Source organism: Streptomyces sp. NPDC048337 (genome assembly GCF_043201175.1).
Lineage (GTDB): Bacteria > Actinomycetota > Actinomycetes > Streptomycetales > Streptomycetaceae > Streptomyces.
Genome location: NZ_JBICYR010000007.1, coordinates 337,851 through 358,197, shown reverse-complemented (window position 1 = coordinate 358,197; position 20,347 = coordinate 337,851). Strand labels below are relative to the sequence as shown.

Annotated in this window: 12 protein-coding genes; 6 read left to right on the top strand and 6 right to left on the bottom strand. The window is 74.2% G+C overall.

The features are described from left to right. Window positions 1-387: 387 nt before the first annotated feature. Window positions 388-924 (bottom strand): MarR family winged helix-turn-helix transcriptional regulator, encoded by a 537-nt coding sequence (locus ACGFYU_RS15450; protein ID WP_393827765.1) that lies wholly within the window; start codon window positions 922-924, stop codon window positions 388-390. Between the two features lie 120 nt (window positions 925-1,044). Here ACGFYU_RS15450 and ACGFYU_RS15445 point away from each other — a divergent pair, with 120 nt between their 5' ends. After that, window positions 1,045-2,346, top strand: coding sequence for an MFS transporter (locus ACGFYU_RS15445; RefSeq protein WP_393827764.1), 1,302 nt, complete (start codon window positions 1,045-1,047; stop codon window positions 2,344-2,346). A gap of 63 nt (window positions 2,347-2,409) precedes the next feature. On the opposite strand, the gene ACGFYU_RS15440 is transcribed toward ACGFYU_RS15445, so the two are convergent. Together ACGFYU_RS15440 and ACGFYU_RS15435 are read right to left on the bottom strand one after the other, a co-directional pair. Beyond that, entirely contained in the window at window positions 2,410-4,209 is a 1,800-nt protein-coding gene (locus ACGFYU_RS15440; RefSeq protein WP_393827783.1) for a SpoIIE family protein phosphatase, read from the bottom strand. A 159-nt stretch (window positions 4,210-4,368) separates the two neighbouring features. Then, the gene (locus ACGFYU_RS15435) at window positions 4,369-5,787 is read right to left on the bottom strand and encodes an NAD(P)/FAD-dependent oxidoreductase (protein WP_393827763.1); all 1,419 of its coding nucleotides are present in this window, start codon (window positions 5,785-5,787) and stop codon (window positions 4,369-4,371) included. Between the two features lie 340 nt (window positions 5,788-6,127). Here ACGFYU_RS15435 and ACGFYU_RS15430 point away from each other — a divergent pair, with 340 nt between their 5' ends. Together ACGFYU_RS15430 and ACGFYU_RS15425 are read left to right on the top strand one after the other, a co-directional pair. Beyond that, window positions 6,128-6,901, top strand: coding sequence for a TetR/AcrR family transcriptional regulator (locus ACGFYU_RS15430; RefSeq protein ID WP_393827762.1), 774 nt, complete (start codon window positions 6,128-6,130; stop codon window positions 6,899-6,901). Between the two features lie 152 nt (window positions 6,902-7,053). Next, window positions 7,054-9,048, top strand: coding sequence for a sigma-70 family RNA polymerase sigma factor (locus ACGFYU_RS15425; protein WP_393827761.1), 1,995 nt, complete (start codon window positions 7,054-7,056; stop codon window positions 9,046-9,048). 14 nt (window positions 9,049-9,062) lie between these two features. On the opposite strand, the gene ACGFYU_RS15420 is transcribed toward ACGFYU_RS15425, so the two are convergent. Further along, on the bottom strand, window positions 9,063-12,299 hold the full coding sequence (locus tag ACGFYU_RS15420) for an ATP-binding protein (protein ID WP_393827760.1): 3,237 nt from the start codon (window positions 12,297-12,299) through the stop codon (window positions 9,063-9,065). Window positions 12,300-12,362: 63 nt separating this feature from the next. After that, on the bottom strand, window positions 12,363-12,869 hold the full coding sequence (locus ACGFYU_RS15415; RefSeq protein ID WP_393827759.1) for a MarR family winged helix-turn-helix transcriptional regulator: 507 nt from the start codon (window positions 12,867-12,869) through the stop codon (window positions 12,363-12,365). Window positions 12,870-13,035: 166 nt separating this feature from the next. On the opposite strand from ACGFYU_RS15415, the gene ACGFYU_RS15410 reads away from it, so the two are divergent. After that, window positions 13,036-14,289: an MFS transporter gene (locus ACGFYU_RS15410; RefSeq protein WP_393827758.1), complete on the top strand. Its 1,254-nt coding sequence runs from the start codon at window positions 13,036-13,038 to the stop codon at window positions 14,287-14,289. A gap of 1 nt (window position 14,290) precedes the next feature. On the opposite strand, the gene ACGFYU_RS15405 is transcribed toward ACGFYU_RS15410, so the two are convergent. After that, the gene (locus ACGFYU_RS15405) at window positions 14,291-16,636 is read right to left on the bottom strand and encodes an asparagine synthase-related protein (RefSeq protein ID WP_393827782.1); all 2,346 of its coding nucleotides are present in this window, start codon (window positions 16,634-16,636) and stop codon (window positions 14,291-14,293) included. A gap of 602 nt (window positions 16,637-17,238) precedes the next feature. Here ACGFYU_RS15405 and ACGFYU_RS15400 point away from each other — a divergent pair. After that, window positions 17,239-18,873 carry a sporulation protein gene (locus tag ACGFYU_RS15400; protein ID WP_393827757.1) on the top strand — a complete coding sequence of 545 codons (1,635 nt, stop codon included), beginning with the start codon at window positions 17,239-17,241 and terminating at the stop codon, window positions 18,871-18,873. A 44-nt stretch (window positions 18,874-18,917) separates the two neighbouring features. Continuing rightward, on the top strand, window positions 18,918-20,141 hold the full coding sequence (lhgO, locus tag ACGFYU_RS15395; RefSeq protein ID WP_393827756.1) for an L-2-hydroxyglutarate oxidase: 1,224 nt from the start codon (window positions 18,918-18,920) through the stop codon (window positions 20,139-20,141). Window positions 20,142-20,347: the final 206 nt, after the last annotated feature.

Here is a 20,347-nt window from a genome sequence, read left to right as displayed (position 1 = left end):
TTTTGGCACGCTGTTGAGTTCTCAAGGAACGGACGCTTCCTTCGTACTCACCCTCGCGGGCTTTCCTCCGGGCTTTCGTTCTGTGTTCTTGCGTTCCCGACTCTATCAGACTCTTGCGGGCCTGACCCCCAGTCAGCGGGGTTTGTCTTCCGGGCTGTTGGGCCCTTCCGACTCCTGAACTCTAGTGGATTTCCCCGGCGATTCATAATCGCGTCTTCGGAAATGAATTCGAGCATGCCGAATTCGCTCCCGATGGGAGATCGTGCTGAGTTGGGTGCCGCAACGAGGCGGCGGGATTTGTTGTCGCCGAAACCAACCGGCTCTGGGACAACTCGAAGAACCTTACGGATCCGTGGAGGGTGTGTCAACCCCACTGGTCACGACGGGTCAGTGGGGGGACTGGAGGTCCTCCACGCGGTCCAGCAGGCGGGTCAGCATGTCGCCCAGCACCCCGCGTTCCGCGGTGGAGAGGTCCTGGAGGAGGTCCTCCTCGAAGACCGTGGCCGCGCGCATCGCGTCCAGCCACTTGCTGCGGCCCTCGTCGGTGAGCTCCACGATCACGCGGACCCGGTTGGTCTCGTCCCGCTCACGGGTGACCAGTCCTTCCGCCGTCATGCGGTCGATCCGGTGGGTCATCGCGGCCGGCGTGAGGCCCAGCTGCTTCGCGAGTTCGCTCGGGCCCATCCGGTACGGGGCGCCCGCGATGACGAGGGCCTTGAGGACCTCCCACTCGGCGTTGCTGATGCCCAGGGCCGCCGTCTGGCGTCCGTACGCGACGTTCATGCGGCGGTTCAGGCGGCTGAGAGCCGAGACCACCTTCTCGACCTGGGGGTCGAGGTCCTGGAACTCGCGCTGGTAGACGGCGATCTGCTCATCGAGGCTCGGCTCGTGGACGGGCGTGGTGCCGTCGGGGGTGTCACCCATGGTTCGAAGTATGGCACGAGACCGTTGGCGTCTAACTCCTTCGGTGTGTAGAGTTAAGGATCGAAGTTTAGGTGTGAAGTTCTGAAGTCTTCAGTCTTCGGTCTCAAAGGCAGGTGAGAAGTGACCAAGGTGATGGGCGCTGCGATGCGGCGGATCCAGGCCGGCAACGCGCTGACCGCGTTCGGCATCGGTTTCACGGTTCCGTTCCTCTACATCTACGTGGCGCAGGTGCGAGGTCTGGGCTCCATGGCCGCCACGAGTGCGTTCGTGGCGTTCGCCCTGGGTGCTCTCATCGCGCTGCCCTTCACCGGTCGGGTCATCGACCGCCGCGGTCCCGTGCCCGTGGTGATGGGGGCCGCTGTGGCGGCTTCGGCCGGGGCGCTCTCGCTCGGGCTGTCCACCGGCGTCGTGCCCATCCTGCTGTCCTCCCTGGCGCTGGGCGCCGGGCAGGCCGTGATGCAGCCGGCCCTGGCCACGATGATCGTGTGGTGCTCCACGCCGGCGACCCGGACCCGGTCCTTCGCCATGCAGTTCTTCATGCAGAACCTGGGTCTGGGCATCGGCGGTCTCATCGGCGGCCAGATCGTCGACGAGAGCCGGCCCGGCAGCTTCGTCCTGCTGTTCGGCATCGAGGCCGTGATGTTCCTGGTGCTGGCGGGGATCATCGCCACCGTGCGGATGCCGCACGTGCCCAGCATCAAGGGCGCGATGCCGAAGGACCCGTCCCGGGCGGGTGGCAGCGGCTGGAAGGGGCTGCTCCGGCACAAGGCCATGGTGCAGCTGTGCGTCCTGGGCTTCGTGCTCTTCTTCGCCTGCTACGGACAGTTCGAGTCGGGTCTGGCCGCCTTCGGTACCGAGGCCGCCCGGATCTCGCCCTCCACGCTCGGGTTCGCGCTGGCCGCCAACACCGGTGCGATCGTCGTCGCCCAGTTCGTGGTGCTGCGGCTCGTCGAGAAGCGGCGCCGGTCGCGGGTCATCGCGCTGGTCGGACTGATCTGGACCGTGGCGTGGGTCATCGCCGGGTTCTCGGGGCTGGGGCACGGCAGCGCGATGATGGCCGCCGCCGCGTTCATCACCACGTACGCGCTCTTCGGCATCGGCGAGGCCATGCTGTCGCCGACCCTGGCCCCGCTGGTGGCCGACCTGGCTCCGGAGGGTTCCGTGGGCCAGTACAACTCGGCCTTCGCGCTGGTCAAGCAGATGGCGCTGGCACTCGGGCCGCTCGGTGTGCCGCTGGGCGCGGGGATTCCGATGCTCTACATCGGGGTGTTCGTGCTCGTCTCGCTAGGGATCGCCTGGCTGGCGCTGCGGCTCGGTGGGCAGCTGAGCCCGGTGCAGGACAACCCGTCGCTGGTGAGCAGCAGGGTCGTGGCGCAGGGGCGGGCGAACGGGGCCAAGGTCTCCGAGTCCGTGGCCGCGTAGTACGGAGGCGGTCGCATGCGGAAGGCCCCGGTCCACCTGGACCGGGGCCTTCGGCGTGTGCGGTTACTTGTCCGGCAGGGCGAACTCGCACCAGACGGCCTTGCCACCGCCCGGGGTGCGGCGGGAGCCCCAGGACGAGGCGATGGTGGCGACGATCGAGATGCCGCGGCCCGTCTCGTCGGCCGGTTCGGCGCGGCGTCGGCGCGGCAGGTGGTCGTCGCCGTCGGTGACCTCGATGATCAGGCGGCGGTCGGTGCGGCGCAGGCGCAGGCGCATGGGCGGGGTGCCGTGCTGGAGGGAGTTCGCGACGAGCTCGCTGGCGGCCAGGACGCCGAGGTCGCAGAGCTCGACCGGGAAGCGCCAGGAGGCGAGGACGCCCTGGGCGAAGGCGCGGGCGCGCGGGGCCGCCTCGATGCCGCCGAGGAGTTCCAGGGCGGCGTTGTGGAAGAGCTCGGCGTCCGCGCCGGTGCGGGCGGGCTGCTGGAGGACCATCACGGCGACGTCGTCGTCGTGGTCGGCGTCCACGCCGAGGGCGCGCATGAGGCGGTCGCAGATGACGGCCGGGGTGCCCTGGGCGCCGGAGAGGGCGCGTTCCAGGGCGGCGACGCCCTCGTCGATGTCCTCGCCGCGGCGTTCGACCAGGCCGTCGGTGTAGAGGACGGCGGTGGAGCCGGGGCCGAGGGCGATGGTGCCCGAGGTGTGGAGCCAGCCGCCGGTGCCGAGCGGCGGGCCGGTGGGGTCGGCGGCTCTGCGTACGGTGCCGTCCTCGTCGCGGACGAGGATCGGGAGGTGGCCGGCGGAGGCGTAGGCGAGCAGGCCCTCGTTGGGGTCGTGGACGGCGTAGACGCAGGTGGCGATCTGGCTGGCGTCGATTTCGGCGGCGAGGCCGTCGAGGAGTTGCAGGACCTCGTGGGGTGGGAGGTCGAGGCGGGCGTACGCGCGGACGGCGGTGCGGAGCTGGCCCATGACGGCGGCGGCGCGGACCCCGCGGCCCATGACGTCGCCGATGACGAGGGCGGTGCGGCCGGCGCCGAGGGTGATGACGTCGTACCAGTCGCCGCCGACGGCCGCTTCGGTGCCGCCGGGCTGGTAGGTGGCGGCGACGCGCAGGTCGTCGGGCTGTTCGAGTTCCTGGGGGAGGAGGGAGCGCTGGAGGGTGACGGCGGCCTCGCGCTGGCGGCGTTCGCTGGCGCGGAGCCGGTCGACGGCTTCGGCGTGGTCGGTGACGTCGGCGAGGTGGATCAGGATCCCGGTGTGGTGGGGGTCCGGGTCGCTCTCGCTGTCGGTCTTGGGGAATTCGACGGGGGTGCAGGTGACCGTGTACGAGCTGGTGCCGCCCGGTGCGGTGCGGTTCTTGGCGGTACGGGGCCTGCCGCTGCGCTGGACCTGGTCGAGGAGCGGGAGCAGGCCGAGGTCGCCGAGCTCGGGGAGGGCCTCGTGGGCGGGTGCGCCGGGGGTGCGGGCGCCGAAGCCGGCGGTGTAGGCGTCGTTGACGTAGGCGACGCGGTGCTCGGGGCCGTGGACGAGGGCGACCAGGGCCGGGAGCCGGCCGAGGACCTCGCGTACGGAGAGCTCGTCGAGGGAGGGCACCGCGGCGAGGACGCCCGTACGGGGAGCGGTGGCGGTGTCGGCGCCCGTGGCGGTCGCGGCGGCCTGGGTGGTGCCGGTGCCGGAGACCGTGGGGTCGGCCGGGCTGCCGTCCGCGGGGGGCGTGGACCGCTCGGTTCCGGGGTCGGCGCGGCCGCCGCGGGCTGCCGGGACGGAGCCTTCGCCCCGCTTGGCCTGGGCGGCGGCGTGTTCGGTCCGGGCGGCGGCGCGGCGCTGCGTTCCGGGAAACCGGGCGCTCCAGCGCGTGAAGTTCACTGCGTTCAAGCCTCGTGGTGTCGCAAGTGGTCGCTGTATCCCCCCGGCTGCCGCCGGGAGGTGCCCCCAGTAGCGGTCGCTGACGGGACGATGTGACTCTGTGCAGGTGTGAGCACACCTATGGTCACACGTCCAGTGTGGCCGACCGCACTGACAGCGTCAGCCCTGGCTGTCCTGCGGGGGGTTGGAGGTGGGGTTCGGGGGAGGGGCCTTGTGGCCGCCACCTGCGGCCAGTTCGAATTCTGCCCTGGGGTGTTCGAGGGATCCCAGGGAGACGATCTCGCGTTTGAAGAGGCCCGAGAGGGTCCATTCTGCGAGGACCCGCATCTTGCGGTTGAAGGTGGGGACGCGGCTGAGGTGGTAGGCGCGGTGCATGAGCCAGGCGGGGTAGCCCTTGAGCTTGCGGCCGTAGACGTGCGCGACGCCCTTGTGGAGGCCGAGGGAGGCGACGGAGCCCGCGTACTTGTGGGCGTACTCGGTGAGGACCTCGTCGCGCAGGGCGTGGACGAGGTTGTCGGCGAGGGCCTTGGCCTGGCGCAGGGCGTGCTGGGCGTTGGGGGCGCATTCGCGGCCCGGCTCGGGGGCCGTGATGTCGGGTACGGCGGCGGCGTCGCCGGCGGCCCAGGCGTGCTCGACTCCCTCGATGGTGAGGAAGGAGGTGCAGGCGAGGCGGCCGCGTTCGTTCTTGGGCAGGTCGGTGGCGGCCAGGATCGGGTGCGGTTTGACGCCGGCGGTCCAGACGACGGTGCGGGTGGGGAAGCGGGCGCCGTCGCTGAGGACGGCGACGCGGTCCTCGCAGGATTCGAGCCGGGTTTCGAGGCGGAGGTCGATGTTGCGGCGGCGCAGTTCCCGGATGGTGTAGACGCCCATCTCGGGGCCGACCTCGGGGAGGATCCGGTCGCTGGCCTCGACCAGGACCCACTTCATGTCCTCTGGCTTGATGTTGTGGTAGTACCGCGCGGCGTAGCGGGCCATGTCCTCGAGCTCGCCGAGGGCTTCGACGCCCGCGTATCCGCCGCCGACGAAGACGAAGGTGAGGGCGGCGTCGCGGAGGGCGGGGTCGCGGGTGGAGGAGGCGATGTCCATCTGTTCGATGACGTGGTTGCGCAGGCCGATGGCTTCTTCGACCGTCTTGAACCCGATGCCGTAGTCGGCGAGTCCCGGGATGGGGAGGGTGCGGGAGACGGACCCTGGGGCGAGGACGAGTTCGTCGTACTCGATCTCCTGCGGACCGGTGCCCTCCTCGGCGGTGGCGAGGGTGGAGACGGTCGCGGTGCGTTTGGCGTGGTCGATGCGCTGGGCCTCGCCGATGACGATGCGGCATGTGCCGAGGACGCGGCGCAGCGGGACGACGACGTGGCGGGGGGAGATCGAGCCCGCGGCTGCTTCGGGGAGGAAGGGCTGGTACGTCATGTACGGCTCGGGGGTGACCACCGTGACCTCGGCTTCGCCGGATCTCAGCTTTCGCTGGAGCCGGAGTGCCGTGTACATGCCGACGTAGCCGCCGCCGACGACCAGGATGCGCGTGCGGGGCGGGGTACCGGGGGCCGCGCCCCGGGAGTTAGCAGCCTTCACCACCCCATGACGCAACGTGGCCGGGAGTTTGTCCACAGGCCCGACAAATTGTGTGACCGGTGGTGGGGGTGGGGCGGGGTGGAAGCGGACCTTGGGCGGAAGCAGAAAACTGCAGGTCAGAGGGTGCGGAATGAGTGATTCCGAGGAGGCGGAACGGAAAAGTGGGGGCGAATGCTCCGATCGGGCGGTGCTCCGTCCGGGGCTGCCTCTTCTGAATTGACTCTGGCTCAACTATGTTCGTATCTCGTCGAGGAGTAGAACCGGGCCCAGATGACCGTGGCCCCCTCGACGTGAAGGCGGGGAGTGTCTCCGGGGGGAGACAAATGATTACCGGGGGAAACATATGAACATTTCCGATTTCCATGGTTCTGCGACCGCACTCTCGGTCGAGAACAACGGGCGCGGTATCGCGGGCGGCACCACGCACGGCGTGGGCCGGTCCACGCCGCTGCGCGTCGATGCCCAGCGCAATCTGGAGCACGTCCTGCGAGCGGCCCGCGAGGTCTTCGGCGAGCTGGGCTACGGGGCTCCGATGGAGGACGTCGCGCGGCGTGCGCGGGTCGGTGTCGGGACGGTGTACCGGCGGTTCCCGAGCAAGGACGTGCTGGTCCGACGGATAGCCGAGGAGGAGACCGCCCGGCTGACCGAGCAGGCCAGGACCGCGCTGGGCCAGGAGGAGGAGCCGTGGCAGGCGCTGTCGCGCTTCCTGCGCACCTCCGTGGCCTCGGGTGCCGGGCGGCTGCTGCCGCCGCAGGTCCTCCGGGTCGGTTCGGCGAGCGAGGACGGCGTCGAGGAGGCGGAGGCCGCGCGGGTTCCGCACCAGCGCCAGGCCGTCGCGGCGGGCGCGGCTCCCGAGCTGCGGGTCGTGGGCGCGCGGGCGCCGATCGAGGACGAGCCCTCGGACGACGCCGGCGCGGGTGCGCTGCTGGAGGTCGTCGGACGGCTGGTGGACCGCGCCCGGGAGGCCGGTGAGCTGCGTGCGGACGTCACGGTGGCCGATGTGCTGCTCGTGATAGCGACGGCGGCGCCCGCGCTGCCCGACCCGGCGCAGCAGGCGGCGGCTTCGACGCGGCTGCTGGACATCCTGCTCGAAGGGCTGCGCTCCCGGACGGCGTGATCGCACGGCGCGTGCGGCGGGTTCGTCAGTACGGCGATCCGTCGAATTGTGCCCGGATGAGTGGAAGGTGAGCAGACGGCTCCGGCGCGCGCCCTCCGTGTGACACGCTTGATCGGTGGACCGGTTGAGTGTGTCGTGCGGGGGCTGCCGCGATGGGCGTTGACGGGCGGGAAGAGTCACTCGGAGGTGCCGGCGAGGTCGAGGCGGGCAGCCTGCCCGCCCGTCAGGTGCCGGCCCAGCGCGAGCCCGGCGGGCGCCATGCCCTGGGCTCGGGCGCCGGGGGCGATCTGCCGCCGTCCGACGGTGACTTGGTCGCCCGGATGCGGGCCGGTGACGACGGTGCGTACGAGGAGCTGTTCCGCCGTCACGCCGATGCCGTACGGCGCTACGCGCGGACCTGCTGCCGGGACGGGCACACCGCCGACGACCTGACCGCCGAGGTGTTCGCGCGGACGCTTCAGGCGGTACGGGGCGGGGCCGGGCCGGACCAGTCTGTGCGGGCCTATCTGCTCACCACCGTGCGCAGGGTCGCCGCGGCCTGGGCGAAGACCGCCCGGCGGGAACATCTCGTCGAGGACTTCGCCGTGTTCGCGGAGCAGGCGGCCACGGGTACGGAGGGTGGCGGCGGGCTGTCCGGCCTGTCCGGGGACGACACGCTCGAACTGGGCGCGGATGTCCGGGCGATGCACGAGGCGGAGCAGTCCCTCGCCATGCAGGCCTTCCGGAGTCTGCCCGAGCGGTGGCAGGCCGTGCTGTGGCACACCACCGTCGAGGAGGCCTCGCCGAGTGCGATCGCGCCGCTGTTCGGGCTGAGTGCCAACGCGACGGCGGTGCTGGCCAGTCGTGCCCGCGAGGGGCTCAAGCAGGCGTATCTGCAGGCCCATGTGAGTTCGGCGCTGAGTGAGGGCGGCGACTGCGCGCGGTACGCGGACCGGTTGGGCGCCTATGCGCGCGGCGGGCTGCGGATGCGGGCGGAGCGGGGGCTGCGCAAGCACCTGGAGGAGTGCGCGAAGTGCCGGCTGGCCGCCGGGGAGCTCAAGGACGTCAACGCGGGCATTCCCGCGCTGCTTCCGGTCGCGGTCATCGGGTGGTTCGCCGCCGGGTACGCGGCCAAGGCGGCCGGGGTGGTGGCCGGCGGGGCCGTCGCCGCGGGTGGGGCCGGGGCCGCGGCGGCTGCCGCCGGCGGGTCGACCGCGGGGGCCGGTGCCGCGGGTGGCGCTGCGGGTGCCGCCGGTGGTGCGGCTGGTGGTGCTGCCGGGGCCGGGGCTGCCGGTGGGGCCGGGTCGGGGGCCGGGGCCGGGGGTGCCCTGGTGTCCGAGGGGCTCGGGCTGCCCGCCAAGGCGGCCATCGCCGCCGGGTTGGCGGTCGCCGCGGCCGCCGGGGTGGTGTTCGCGCTCGCCGGGGACGACACCGAGCCGCAGGTCCAGGCGAAGCCCACCCCCCGTGCGGTGGCGCCGGTGGTGCCCGATGCTCCCGCCTCGCCGACGCCGGAGCCGAGCCCGCCCTGGGAGGAACCGCCGCCCGCGCAGGGATCCGTAGCGCCGCGGCCGACCGGGACCCCGTCGGCGCCGGCCTCCGCCGCTCCCCCGGCGCCCACGCACGCGCCGTCCGCGTCCCCCTCTCCTTCGCCGAGTCGCGAGGGGCCCTCGCCGTCGCCCAGTCCGTCCCCGGTCAAGCCCTCGCCGAAGCCGACGCCGCCGCCCAAACCGCCGCAGGGGTACCAGTTGGCCCGGCTCGACCACTCGGCGTACGGGGACCACAGCGAGCCGGAGCTCCAGACCTGGCGCAGCAGCTGGGTGTGGCAGCGCTGGGGGCTGGAGGTGGGCGACCGGCGGTTCGGGAACGGGATCACGGTGAACTCCCGTTCTTCCGTGGAGATCACCCTGAACCGGCAGTGCACCGCCTTCTCGGCGAAGGCCGGGGTCGACGGGCTGTCCCTGTGGACCGACGGCGCGGTGCGGTTCTCCGTGTACGCCGACGGGCAGCGGCTGTGGCAGTCCGCCGCCCTCGGGTACGGGGATGCGCCCGCGTCCGTGGACATCCCCCTCTCGGGGCGCAAGACGCTGCGGCTGGTGGTGGAGCGGGCCGGGGCCGGCCGGCTGCCCACGCTCGCGAGCTGGGCCGACTCGGTGATCAGCTGCCGGTGACGATCCGGAGCTGATCAGCCGGCCGTGAGTGCCGTCGCGAGGGCGGCCGGGTCGAGCTCGGTGCCCGCGGCCTCCTCCCGGCTGTGGCGGGCCGGGCCGAGCAGGGCGCGGGTGCGGGCCGGGAGCCCGGCCACAGCGGCCTCCTCGGGCACCGAGCGCGGATTTCCCGCGCGCCAGGCGGTGGCCGCCGCGAGGGCCCGTACGGCCTCTGCCGGACGGTCGGCGTCGGCGAGCATCACGGCCGCCGCTTCCGCCATGCCGGCCAGGAAGCGCTCTGCGCACTGTGCGGCGACGGCTTCCGCGAAGGCGGGAGTGATCGCCGCCAAACCGGCTTCCGGGCCCTGCTCACGGGCGGTGAGGACGGCTTCGATGGTGGCCAGCCCGGCGTTGAGCTGTGCGGGCACGGCGATCCGCGCGGCCTCGGCGCGGGCCCGCCCGCACTCGTCCCACGCGCGGGCGGTGTCGCCGCGCTGGAGGGCGAGCAGCGCCGAGAGGAGCCGGGCGAAACTGCTGACGTCGTACACCCCGCCGAAGCGGTCGGCCTCGGCGTCGGCTTCCGCGAGGAGCCGCTCGGCGCCGTCGAAGTCCCCGGCGCAGAAGTCGGTCTCGGCGATCCGCGCGATGGCGAAGGGCGCCTCGACGTAGGCTCCGACCTCGCGGGCGAGGCGCAGGCACTCCTCGTATTCGGCGCGCGCGACGTCGTACCGGCCGCGCGAGATGGCGACCTCTCCCGCGGCGCTGGCCACCTGGGCGCGGGCCCAGCGGTCACCGACGCGTTGGGCGATCTCGTGCAGTTCGGCGAGGTCGGCGTCGACGGTGGGCAGGCCGCCGGTGACGTCGATGGCGACGTGCGTGCGGAGCATGAGGGTGATGCCGAGTTCCCAGTCGCCCCCGTGGCGACGGCAGTTGGCGACCGACTCGTCGAGGTTGGCGTGGAACTCCAGGGCGTCTCCGGTGAGGAAGGCGGTCGCCGGCCAGAGCATGCCGGGGAAGGTGACGGCCTCGGGGGAGTCGCCGTGCCGGAAGGCCCGCTTGATGCGCTCGGCGAGGGCCTGGTACTCGGGGGTGCGGAACTTCTCGGCGCCGTCGCTCTCGGCGAGCAGGAACATGCGGAGGACCTGGAGGCGCATGGAGCACAAGTACGCGGGTGAGCCCTCGGGCGGGTCCGCGGGGGTGAGGGCGAGGGCCCGGGTGGTCCACTCGGCGCCCTCGGTGCGGTAGTTGCGCAGCCACCAGAACCAGCCGAGGGCGAGAACGAGGCGCTGGGCGGCGTGCGGGTGGGCGCCGGGGGCGGGTGCGGGGTCCTCGGCGGTCGTGGTGGTGTGGAGGGCGGCGCGGAGGTTGTCGAGCTCGGTCTCGACGCGCCGGATCCAGGGAAGCTGGGCAGCGGAGCGGATCAGGGGTTCGGCTTCCTCGGCGAAGGCGAGGTAGTGGGCGGCGTGGCGACGGGCGGCGGTCCGGGCGTCGGCGGGGTGGGCGGCGGCGCGCTCGGTGGCGTACTCGTGGATGGTTTCGAGCATGCGGTAGCGCATGCCGTGGCCCTCCGGGTGGTCGGCGTCGTCCGGTTCCGCCAGGACGAGGGACTTGTCCACGAGGGAGCCGAGTACGTCCGCGCCCTCGTACGGGAGGTCCGCGCAGACGGCTTCGGCCGCGGCGAGGTCCCAGCCGCCGGCGAAGACGGACAGTCGCCGCAGTACCGCGCGCTCGGGCTCGTCCAGCAACTCCCAGGACCAGTCGACGACGGCGCGCAGGGTCTGCTGGCGGGGCAGGACGGTCCGGGAGCCGCTGGTCAGGAGCCGGAAGCGGTCGTCGAGCCGGTCGGCGATCTGGCGCGGGGTGAGCAGGCGCAGGCGGGCTGCGGCCAGCTCGATCGCGAGGGGCAGGCCGTCGAGGCGGGCGCAGATCTCGGCGATGGCGGCCGGGTCCTCGTCGGGGCTGAAGCCGGGGCGGGCGGAGGCGCCTCGGTCGGCGAAGAGGCGGTGGGCGGGGTCGGGAGGCAGGGGCTCGACGGGGCGGACGCTCTCGCCGGGGACGCCGAGGGGTTCGCGGCTGGTGGCCAGGATCCGCACGCCGGGGCAGCGGGTGAGGAGCAGCTCGGCGAGCTCGGCGGCGGCGCCGATGACGTGTTCGCAGTTGTCGAGGACGAGGAGCAGGCGGCGGTGCGCGCAGTGTTCGACGAGCCGGGTGGCGGGGTCGGCGGTGGCGGTGTTGTCGCGGGCGACCAGGGAGTTCTCGCGCAGGCCGAGGGCGCTGAGGACCGCCCCGGGGACGGCGGCGGGGTGGTCGAGGCGGGCGAGTTCGACGATCCAGCCGGCTTCGGGGTGGTCGGCGGCCGCGTGCTCGGCGAGGCGGGTCTTACCGGAACCGCCGGGGCCGGTGAGGGTGATGAGGCGCAGGCGGGCCAGGTCGGCGTGGAGGGCGGCCAGTTCGGGCTCGCGGCCGACGAAGGAGGTGAGGCGGGGCCGCAGATTGCCGCGTGCCTCCGGCGGGGGTTGACGGTCGGGGTGGGGGTCCCGGGGCGGGTTGAGGAGTTCCGCGTGGAGGGTGCGCAGTTCCGGGCCCGGGTCGGTGCCCAGGGCGTCGGCGAGGGTGCGGCGGGCGCGCTCGTAGGCGGCGAGGGCGTCGGCGGTGCGGCCCGCGGCGCGCAGGGCTCGGAGGTGTTGCGCGCGCAGTGGTTCGTCGTACGGGTTCTCGTGGATCAGCGCTTCGAGCTCGGGCAGGAGTGCCGCCGGTGCGGAGGCACCGCTGCGCAGGTCGGCCTCGATGCGGTCGCGGAGGGCGGTGCCGCGTCGGGCCTCGGGGCCGGCGGCGTGGGCGCCGCGGCCGGGCTCGGGCAGGTCGGCGAGGGCCGGTCCGCGCCACAGGGCGAGCGCGGTGCGCAGGGTGCGGGCGGCGGCCGCGGGATCGGCGGCCAGCTCCTGGGCGCCGCGGGCGGCCAGCCGGGTGAAGCGGTGCAGGTCGATGTCGTCGCGCTCGGCCGCTAGGCGGTAGCCGCCGGCGGGGTCGGCGCGGACGGTGTCGCGGCCGCCGAGGGCGCGGCGGAGCCGGGCGACCAGGGCCTGGAGGGCGGCGGGGGCGTCGAGGGGCGGTTCGTCGCCCCAGACGTCGACGACGAGGACGGCGACGGAGGCCGGCCCGCCGGCGCGCAGGGCCAGGGCCGCGAGGAGTGCGCGCAGGCGGGCGCCGCCTATCGGGAGGGGGGCGCCGGTCTCGTCGCGTGCCTCGGTGACGCCGAGGATCAGATACCGCACCTGCCGATTCTGCCTGGTCCGCCCGGGGGCGGCAGGGGATTTCCGGGGGCGCCCGCGCCCGGCTCAGGTGATCGAGGTGTCGCCGTTCGCTTCGAGGAGGGTGCGCAGGGCGCCCGCGACGGCGGTGCAGGTGGCGGGGTCCAGCGGGGCGAGGAGTTCCGCGTAATGGCGCAGGTGGTCGGCCATCAGGGCCTCGGTGAGCCCCAGGCTGTGCTCGGTCAGCCGGATCCGGACCGAGCGGCGGTCCTGGCCGTCGCGGATCCGCTCGACCAGGCCCTTGGCCTCCATGCGGTCGATGCGGTTGGTGATCGCGCCCGAGGTCACCATGGCGGCGGGGATGAGGGCGCCGGCGGTCAGCGCGTACGGGGGGCCGGAGCGGCGGAGGGTGAAGAGGATGTCGACCTCGCCCACCTCCAGGTCGCGTTCGGCCGCGAAGGCCTTGAGCTGCTTCTCGATGATCCGGTTCATGCGCTGGATGCGGGCCAGGACCTCGACGGCCCACATGCCTTCCGCCAGGTCGGGGCGCTCGACCTGCCACTGGTCGACGATCGCGTCCACTGCGTCGCTCATCCCGTTTCCTCTTTCGCTTCCGTTCCGTACCCGTCGCGCCGCTCGCCGCCACCCAGGATATCTCAACGTTGAGACACTTGACGTTGAGAGGAGTGAATGTTTTTATCTCAACGTTGAGATTATGAAGCTTGAGATGGATCGGGGCGGGGACACCATGAGCACGACCATGAGCACGACCACGCGCACGGGCGTGAACACGAGCACCAACGCGACGACGGCCACCACGAAGGCCACGGCCACGGCCACGGCCGGCCAGCCCTCCGTCCCCGTGTTCTGGCTGGCCCTGCTCGCCACCCCCGTGGCCGCCGCCGCCAACGCCCCCGTCCTGATCCTTCCCGACATGGCCCGCTCCCTCGGCGTGGCCACCTCCACCGCCGCCTGGCTCGTCACCTCCTTCGCCGGGGCCATGGCCGTCGGCATCCCCCTGCTGGCCGGGCTGCTCCGCCGCCGCGGGCTGCGCCCGACCCTCCGGCTGAGCGGCGCCCTCCTGCTGCTCGGCACCCTCCTCGTCGCGGCCTCCCCCTGGCTGCCGCTGACCCTCCTCGGGCGGGCCGGGCAGGCGGCGGGCGGGGCCGGGCTGGTCACGGCCGCGATGAGCCTGGCCGGTTCGGCCCGCCGCATGGGCGTCATCAGCGCCGGCTTCGGCATGCTCGGCGCGGCCGGCCCGCTGCTCGGCGCCCAGCTCGCGCAGGGCGTGTCGTGGCGGCTCTCGCTCTCGGTGTCGGTGGTCTCGCTCCTGGCCCTCCCGGCGGTGAGCCGGTACGCGATCGCTCCGGCGCCCGCGCAGGGCCGGTTCGACGCCCGCGGCGCCGCGCTGCTGACCGTGCTGGCCACGGCCCTGGTCCTGCTGCCGCAGTCCCCCGCCGCCGCGCTGGGCTGCGCGGCCGTCGCCGCGGTCGCCCTCGCCCTGCACGTACGCCGGCGCCCCGACGGATTCGTGCCGCTGGCCCTGCTCCGCACGCCGGTTTTCCTCGGCTCGGCGCTGCTGGCGCTGGTGCTGTCCGGCTCGTACTTCACCCTGCTCTTCGCGGTGCCGCGGCTGCTCACCGACCGGGCGGGCTGGGGCGGCGGCGCGGCCGGGGCCGGGCAGCTCGTGGCCCTGCTCACCGGGTCGGCCCTGTCGTGGCTGCTGGCCGCGGCCTCGGCGCGGATGGGGCGGACGGCCGTACGCACGGTGCTGCTCGGCATCGGCGCGCTGGCCGCGGTGACCGCGGCGTTCGCCGGCTGGGGCCCGCTGCTGCTGACCGCCACCCTCGGCGCCGTCTTCGCCGCCACCGGGGCCAACGCCGTCCTGTCGATGCACGCCGCCTCGGCCGCACCCGAGGCCCAGCGCCCCACGGCCATCGGCCTGTTCACCCTCTGCTACCAGCTCGGCGGCGCCTTCGGCCCGGCCGTCGCGACCGCCCTGGTGCTCGCCTGAGTCACGACAGGGCCGGGCGGTGTACGGGGACCCCCTCGGGCACCGCCCGGCGGCGCGCGGCGGAGGTGCCGGTCCAGCAGGTGCCGCGGCGGGCCAGCAGGCGGCGCAGCCACAGCTCCATCGAGACGAGCTCCGCCAGTCCGTCCAGCGGGACCGGGCGGCCCTCCGCCGCGTCGAGCAGGGCCTGGCGCACCACCCGGGCCTCGATCAGCCCGGCGTCCGCGAGCAGCGGCGAGGAGAAGAGGTCCAGCAGCTCGGTCAGGGCGCCGCGCAGCCCCAGCCGGGTCGCCGTCTCGTTCGGGGTGTGGGCCGGGGCGCCCCAGCCGGGCGGGAGTTCACGCACTCCGGCCGAGTTCAGGACGCTGCGCAGGATCGCGGCCCGGGCCCCGGGCTGGACGCGCAGGGATTCGGGCAGGGCGCGGGCGGCCCGCACGACCTGGTTGTCGAGGAAGGGCGCGTGCAGGCGCTGGCTGCGGACCTCCACGGCCTGTTCGAAGACCCGGTGGTCGGCGGCGTGCCGGGCGAGCACCGATCCGGCGCGGGCCTCCCCGGGCCGCAGCGACAGCGGAGGGCGGCCGGCCGCCGCCGAGAGGCGGATCGATACTTCCGCCAGGGCCTCGCCCGTGAGCCAGCCCGCCGCCGGTCCCGGCCGGGACCAGGTCAGGGCGGCGAGGGAAGCGTCCACCGGACCGGAAGCGCGCACGCTGACCCCGCCCTCGCGAAGCCGGGCCGCGGCGGCTTCCATGCCCGCGCGGTATGTCGTACGGGAAAGTCTGCGGGCCGCGGAGTACACGGTCAGCGGCACCAGCAGGGACTCCCCGGACGCCCCGGAGGCGGAGGCCGAACGGGCCAGGGCCGCCACCGGGCGCAGCAGGTGGCGCCGCCGGCGGTCCATCAGGAGGTCGGCCATGCGGGCCGGGTGCGCGTCCAGGACCTGGCGGGCGCCGTGGCCGGTGAAGTGGTCGGCGGACCCGGCGGCCAGCCTGCGGCGCTCGCGGGCGGCGGAGACCAGCGAGGGCCCCGGTTCGTCGGTGAGCGGGCCGTCGAGGTCGGCGTACGGGAGGGCCTCCTCGGCGGCGGCGACCACGACGTGGTGCAGGCGCGGGTCGGCCGCGATGGCCCGGGCCCGCTCCAGTTCGGCCTCGCGGCCCTGCGGGGTGGCCAGGTCGTTGAAGGTCACCGCCAGCAGGCGCGCCCCCGCCGGGCTCAGCAGGGTGCCCGGGGCACCCGGCAGGCCGGCCGCCAGCAGGGCGAGGGTCGCGGAGGCGCTGCCGCCGGAGAGGTCGGCGCCCACCCCGGGGGCCGGGGCGCCGCGGGCCGCGCGCCGGTCGGCGGGGCCCATGCCGGGCACGGGGCCGGGATCGTACGGCGGCAACACGTCGGGGGCATGCCGCGGCGCCGTGAGCCGGGCGCGCACGGCATCCACCAACGCTTCCCGTACGCCCTCCACCGCGCGGGCGGGATCGGACTCCGGCGCGGCCACCGCGAGGGAGGCGACCGGCTCGTAGCCGGTGATCTCCCGGGAGCCCTCGCGCAGGATGAGCGCGTGGCCGGGCGGGATGCGGCGGACACCGGCGTACGGTGTGCCGTCGCCCAGTGCCTCCGGGCTGTCGGGGCAGGCCAGCAGGGCCGCGAGATGGCCGATGTCGAGCTGCGCCTCGATGAGGTCGGCGAGCGGGAGGGCGGCGGTGGCGTAGGCCGTGCCGCTGGCCCAGGGCGTGTAGAAGACGGGGCGCGCGCCCGCGAGGTCGCCGACGACGGTGATGCGGCGGCCGGCCTGGACGACGGCGGTGTAGCTGCCGGACCACTGGGTGAGGTGGCGCAGCGCCCCGCCGCGGGCGGCGTACAGGGCCCTCCTCAACTCGGCGTCGGTAGCGCCGCAACAGCCGAGGACGGCGAGCCGGGTGAAGGGGTCCGCGGGGTCGGCGGTGAGGGTCCGGATCTCGTCGGGGCGCCAGTCGCCGACGGCCCACAGGGGGTCGGGGTCTCCCCAGAGCAGCTGGGCACCCACGGGATGCACGGTGCGCTCGGCGTCCGCGCCGGGGTCGTCGGGGTGGGTGGCGTCCGCGATGCCGCCGTGCAGCGGGGCGCCGCCGTGGCCGCTGTCGCCGTATCCGCCCTGGCCGTAACCGCCGCCCGGTCCGGAGCCCTGGCCGTAACCGCCGCCCTGGCCGGAGCCCTGGCCGGAGCCGTGCCCGGAGCCGTGCCCGGAGCCTCGACCCGAGCCCTGGCCTGGGCCTTGGCCGTTCCGGTGTCCCGAGACGCGGCCGGCCGTGCCGAAGCTCGCGGCGATACTGCTCCAACCCACCAACCAGCGCACCGCCGCCTCCCCAGCCTGTGGGCACATGACCGGGGCACGGGCAGCACGGACGGCGCTGAGGGCGCGGTCGGCGGGACCCCGGATGGCTCGGGACCATGCTGCCACGGGACAGGCGTGCGAGAGTGGTTAAAGGGGGCGCACATGCGAACGAACACGCCCCCGCCACGCGGTATTTGGCGTTCCGTTCCCCCCGCCCCATAGGTCGGTTTCGGCCATTCTTCGGCCGCCCTGAGAGCCGTCACGCGGGGCCGGCTCGCGGTGCGCGGGCGCGGTCCGGGAGGCGGAATCCACCCCCCGGACCGTTCCGCCACCCGCGGGGATTGAGGCAGCGGCATCCCCCGACCCGCCGATCCGCGCAGCGGGCCGACCCACGCACCGCACATCGAATCGCCGGGCCCCCCGGCCGGCCAGAGCGCACGGGCGGGCGCACGGCACCACGCACGGAGCACGCGATCCCGCGTGCGCCCCGGGTGCGGGCCCATGCGGGACTGTGCAAACGGACAACAATCCCGCCATACGGAAGTCGAGGCCTTAACGCTTGGGAGGCGGGGAACTACGCTGGGTTTACGAAATGCCGGGCGCCTATGCCCCGGCGGCGTCTGCGTTCCGCGTGTGACGAGGGGTGGCGCATGTCCAGGGAGCTCCGCGAGCCCAATGAGAAGCTCGGCGCCGTCCTCGCCCTCGCGGGCATCAGCAACGCGGGGCTGGCCCGGCGGGTCAACGACCTCGGCGCGCAGCGCGGTCTGACGCTTCGGTACGACAAGACGTCGGTGGCCCGGTGGGTGTCGAAGGGGATGGTGCCCCAGGGCGCCGCCCCACACCTGATCGCGGCCGCCATCGGCGCGAAACTGGGTCGCCCCGTGCCCCTGCACGAGATCGGTCTCGCGGACGCGGACCCCGCGCCCGAGGTCGGTCTGGCCTTCCCGCGCGACGTCGGCGCGGCCGTCCGTTCGGCCACGGACCTGTACCGGCTCGACCTCGTCGGCCGGCGCGGGGGTGGCGGGATCTGGCAGTCCCTCTCCGGCTCGTTCTCGGTGGCGGCGTACGCGACGCCCGCCTCGCGCTGGCTGATATCTCCCGCCGACGGATCGGTGGCGCGCGAGCCGGGCAGAGGCGCACCGGGCATCGCTGTACCGGCCGATTCGGCCTCGGGCCATGACGTCCCGGCGCACGGCATCCTCGTTCAGACCCCCTCGGCTCACGAGGTCCCGCCGCACGACGCGCCCGCCCCGGAACCCTGCACACCGGTGGCAGTACCGGCAGCGGCCCGGGCCGGAGCCCGTACGGCTCCGCCGTCCACCGTTGTGCCCGCCCAGCCCGCAGCCGAAACGCCGCGCGACCACGGGCAGCGGGTGGGCCACAGCGATGTGGCGAAGCTGCGCGAGGCCGCCGAGGACGCCCGCCGCTGGGACTCCAAGTACGGGGGCGGGGACTGGCGTTCGTCGATGGTGCCCGAATGCCTGCGGGTGGACGCGGCCCCGCTGCTGCTCGGCTCGTACACCGACGAAGTGGGCCGCGCGCTGTTCGGCGCGACGGCCGAACTGACCCGGCTCGCCGGGTGGATGGCCTTCGACACCGGCCAGCAGGAGGCAGCCCAGCGCTACTACATCCAGGCGCTGCGGCTCGCCCGCGCGGCGGCGGACGTGCCGCTGGGCGGCTACGTCCTGGCGTCGATGTCCCTCCAGGCGACCTACCGCGACTTCCCGGACGAGGGCGTGGACCTCGCGCAGGCGGCCGTCGAGCGCAACCGCGGCCTGGCCACCGCCCGCACGATGAGCTTCTTCCGGCTGGTCGAGGCGCGGGCCCACGCGAAGGCCGGCGACTCCGCGGCCGCCGGTGCGGCGCTGCGGGCGGCGGAGGGCTGGCTGGAGCGGGCGCGCGCGGGCGATCCGGATCCGACCTGGCTCGGCTTCTACTCGTACGACCGCTTCGCGGCGGATGCGGCGGAATGCTACCGGGACCTCAAACTCCCCCGGCAGGTCCGCCGCTTCACCGAGCAGGCCCTCTCGCGCCCCACGGAGGAGTACGTGCGCTCGCACGGCCTCCGCCTGGTGGTGAGCGCGGTCGCCGAGCTGGAGTCGGGCAACCTCGACGCGGCCTGCGCGGCGGGCACCCGGGCGGTGGAGGTGGCGGGCCGGATCTCCTCGGCGCGGACGACCGAATACGTACGGGACCTGCTGCACCGCCTGGAACCGTACGGGGACGAGCCGCGCGTCGCGGAGCTGCGCGAGCGGGCCCGGCCGCTGCTGGTGGCACAGGCCTGAGGGCCGTCTTCCGGGGGCCGCGTGGCCGCGTTGTCGGTGGCGGGGTGCAGTATGCAGGGGTGGAAGGTGTTGTTGACGTGGACTGCGATGTGCTGGTGATCGGCGGCGGGATCGTCGGCCTGTCGACGGCGTATGCCCTGTCGCGCCTGGCGCCGGGCACGCGGGTGGTGGTCCTGGAGAAGGAGGCCGGTCCGGCCCGCCACCAGACGGGCCGCAACAGCGGCGTGATCCACAGCGGTATCTACTACCGCCCCGGCTCGCTGAAGGCGCGCTTCGCGGTGAGCGGGGCCGCCGAGATGGTCAAGTTCTGCGCGGAGCACGGGATCCCGCACGAGGTGACGGGCAAGCTGATCGTCGCCACCGAGCGGGAGGAGCTGCCGCGGCTGCACGCCCTGGTCCAGCGGGGCCGGGAGAACGGCATCCCGGTGCGCGAGCTGGGCCCGGCGCAGATCGCCGAGTACGAGCCGGAGGTGCGCGGCCTGGCCGCGATCCACGTCGGCAGCACCGGGATCGCGGACTACGGCCGGGTCACCGCGCAGCTGGCGGAGTCCTCGGGCGCGGAGATCGTCTACGGCGGTGCGGTGGACCTGATCTCCCGCCGCCCCTCCGCCGTCGCGGTGCGCACCACCTCCGGCCTGGTGTTCCGGTCCCGGATGCTGGTGAATTGCGCGGGCCTGCACTGCGACCGGATCGCCCGCCTGGCCGGGGACGACCCGGGCATGCGGATCATCCCCTTCCGCGGGGAGTACTACGACCTGACCCGCCCGGACCTGGTCCGGGGCCTGGTCTACCCGGTCCCGGACCCGGCGTTCCCCTTCCTAGGCGTCCACCTCACCCGGGGCATCGGCGGCGGCGTCCATGTCGGCCCCAACGCGGTACCGGCACTGGCGCGCGAGGGATACGCCTGGTCGGTGATCCGCCCCCGTGACGTGGCCACCGAACTGGCCTGGCCCGGCTCCTGGCGGATGGCCGCACGGCACTGGCGCTACGGAGCCGGCGAGATCCACCGCTCACTCTCCAAGCGGGCCTTCACCGAGGCGGTCCGCCGCCTCCTGCCGGCCGTCACCCCGGCGGACCTGGCACCCGCCGATGCCGGGGTCCGCGCCCAGGCCGTCCTCCGGGACGGCACCCTGGTGGACGACTTCCTGATCCGCGAGGCCCCGCGCACGATCCACGTCCTGAACGCCCCCTCCCCCGCCGCGACCGCCTCCCTCCCGATCGGCCGCGAAATTGCCACCCGAGCCCTCCGAACCCTCGGCTCGACCTGAGCGGACCCCCGGCTCGGGGCCCGCGAGGGGTCGGGGGCGGGGTGTGGTGTCGTCCGGGACCAAAACGAGATGAATTCGGCGCAGGGCAGCCCCAACAGAGCCGACCCGGAACAGGCGCCGAACATCGAAGCCCGTCCCGGACGACACCCCCCCCCCGCCCCCGGCCCCCCCCCCCCGCGCGCCCCCCGCCGACCAACGCCCCTCGG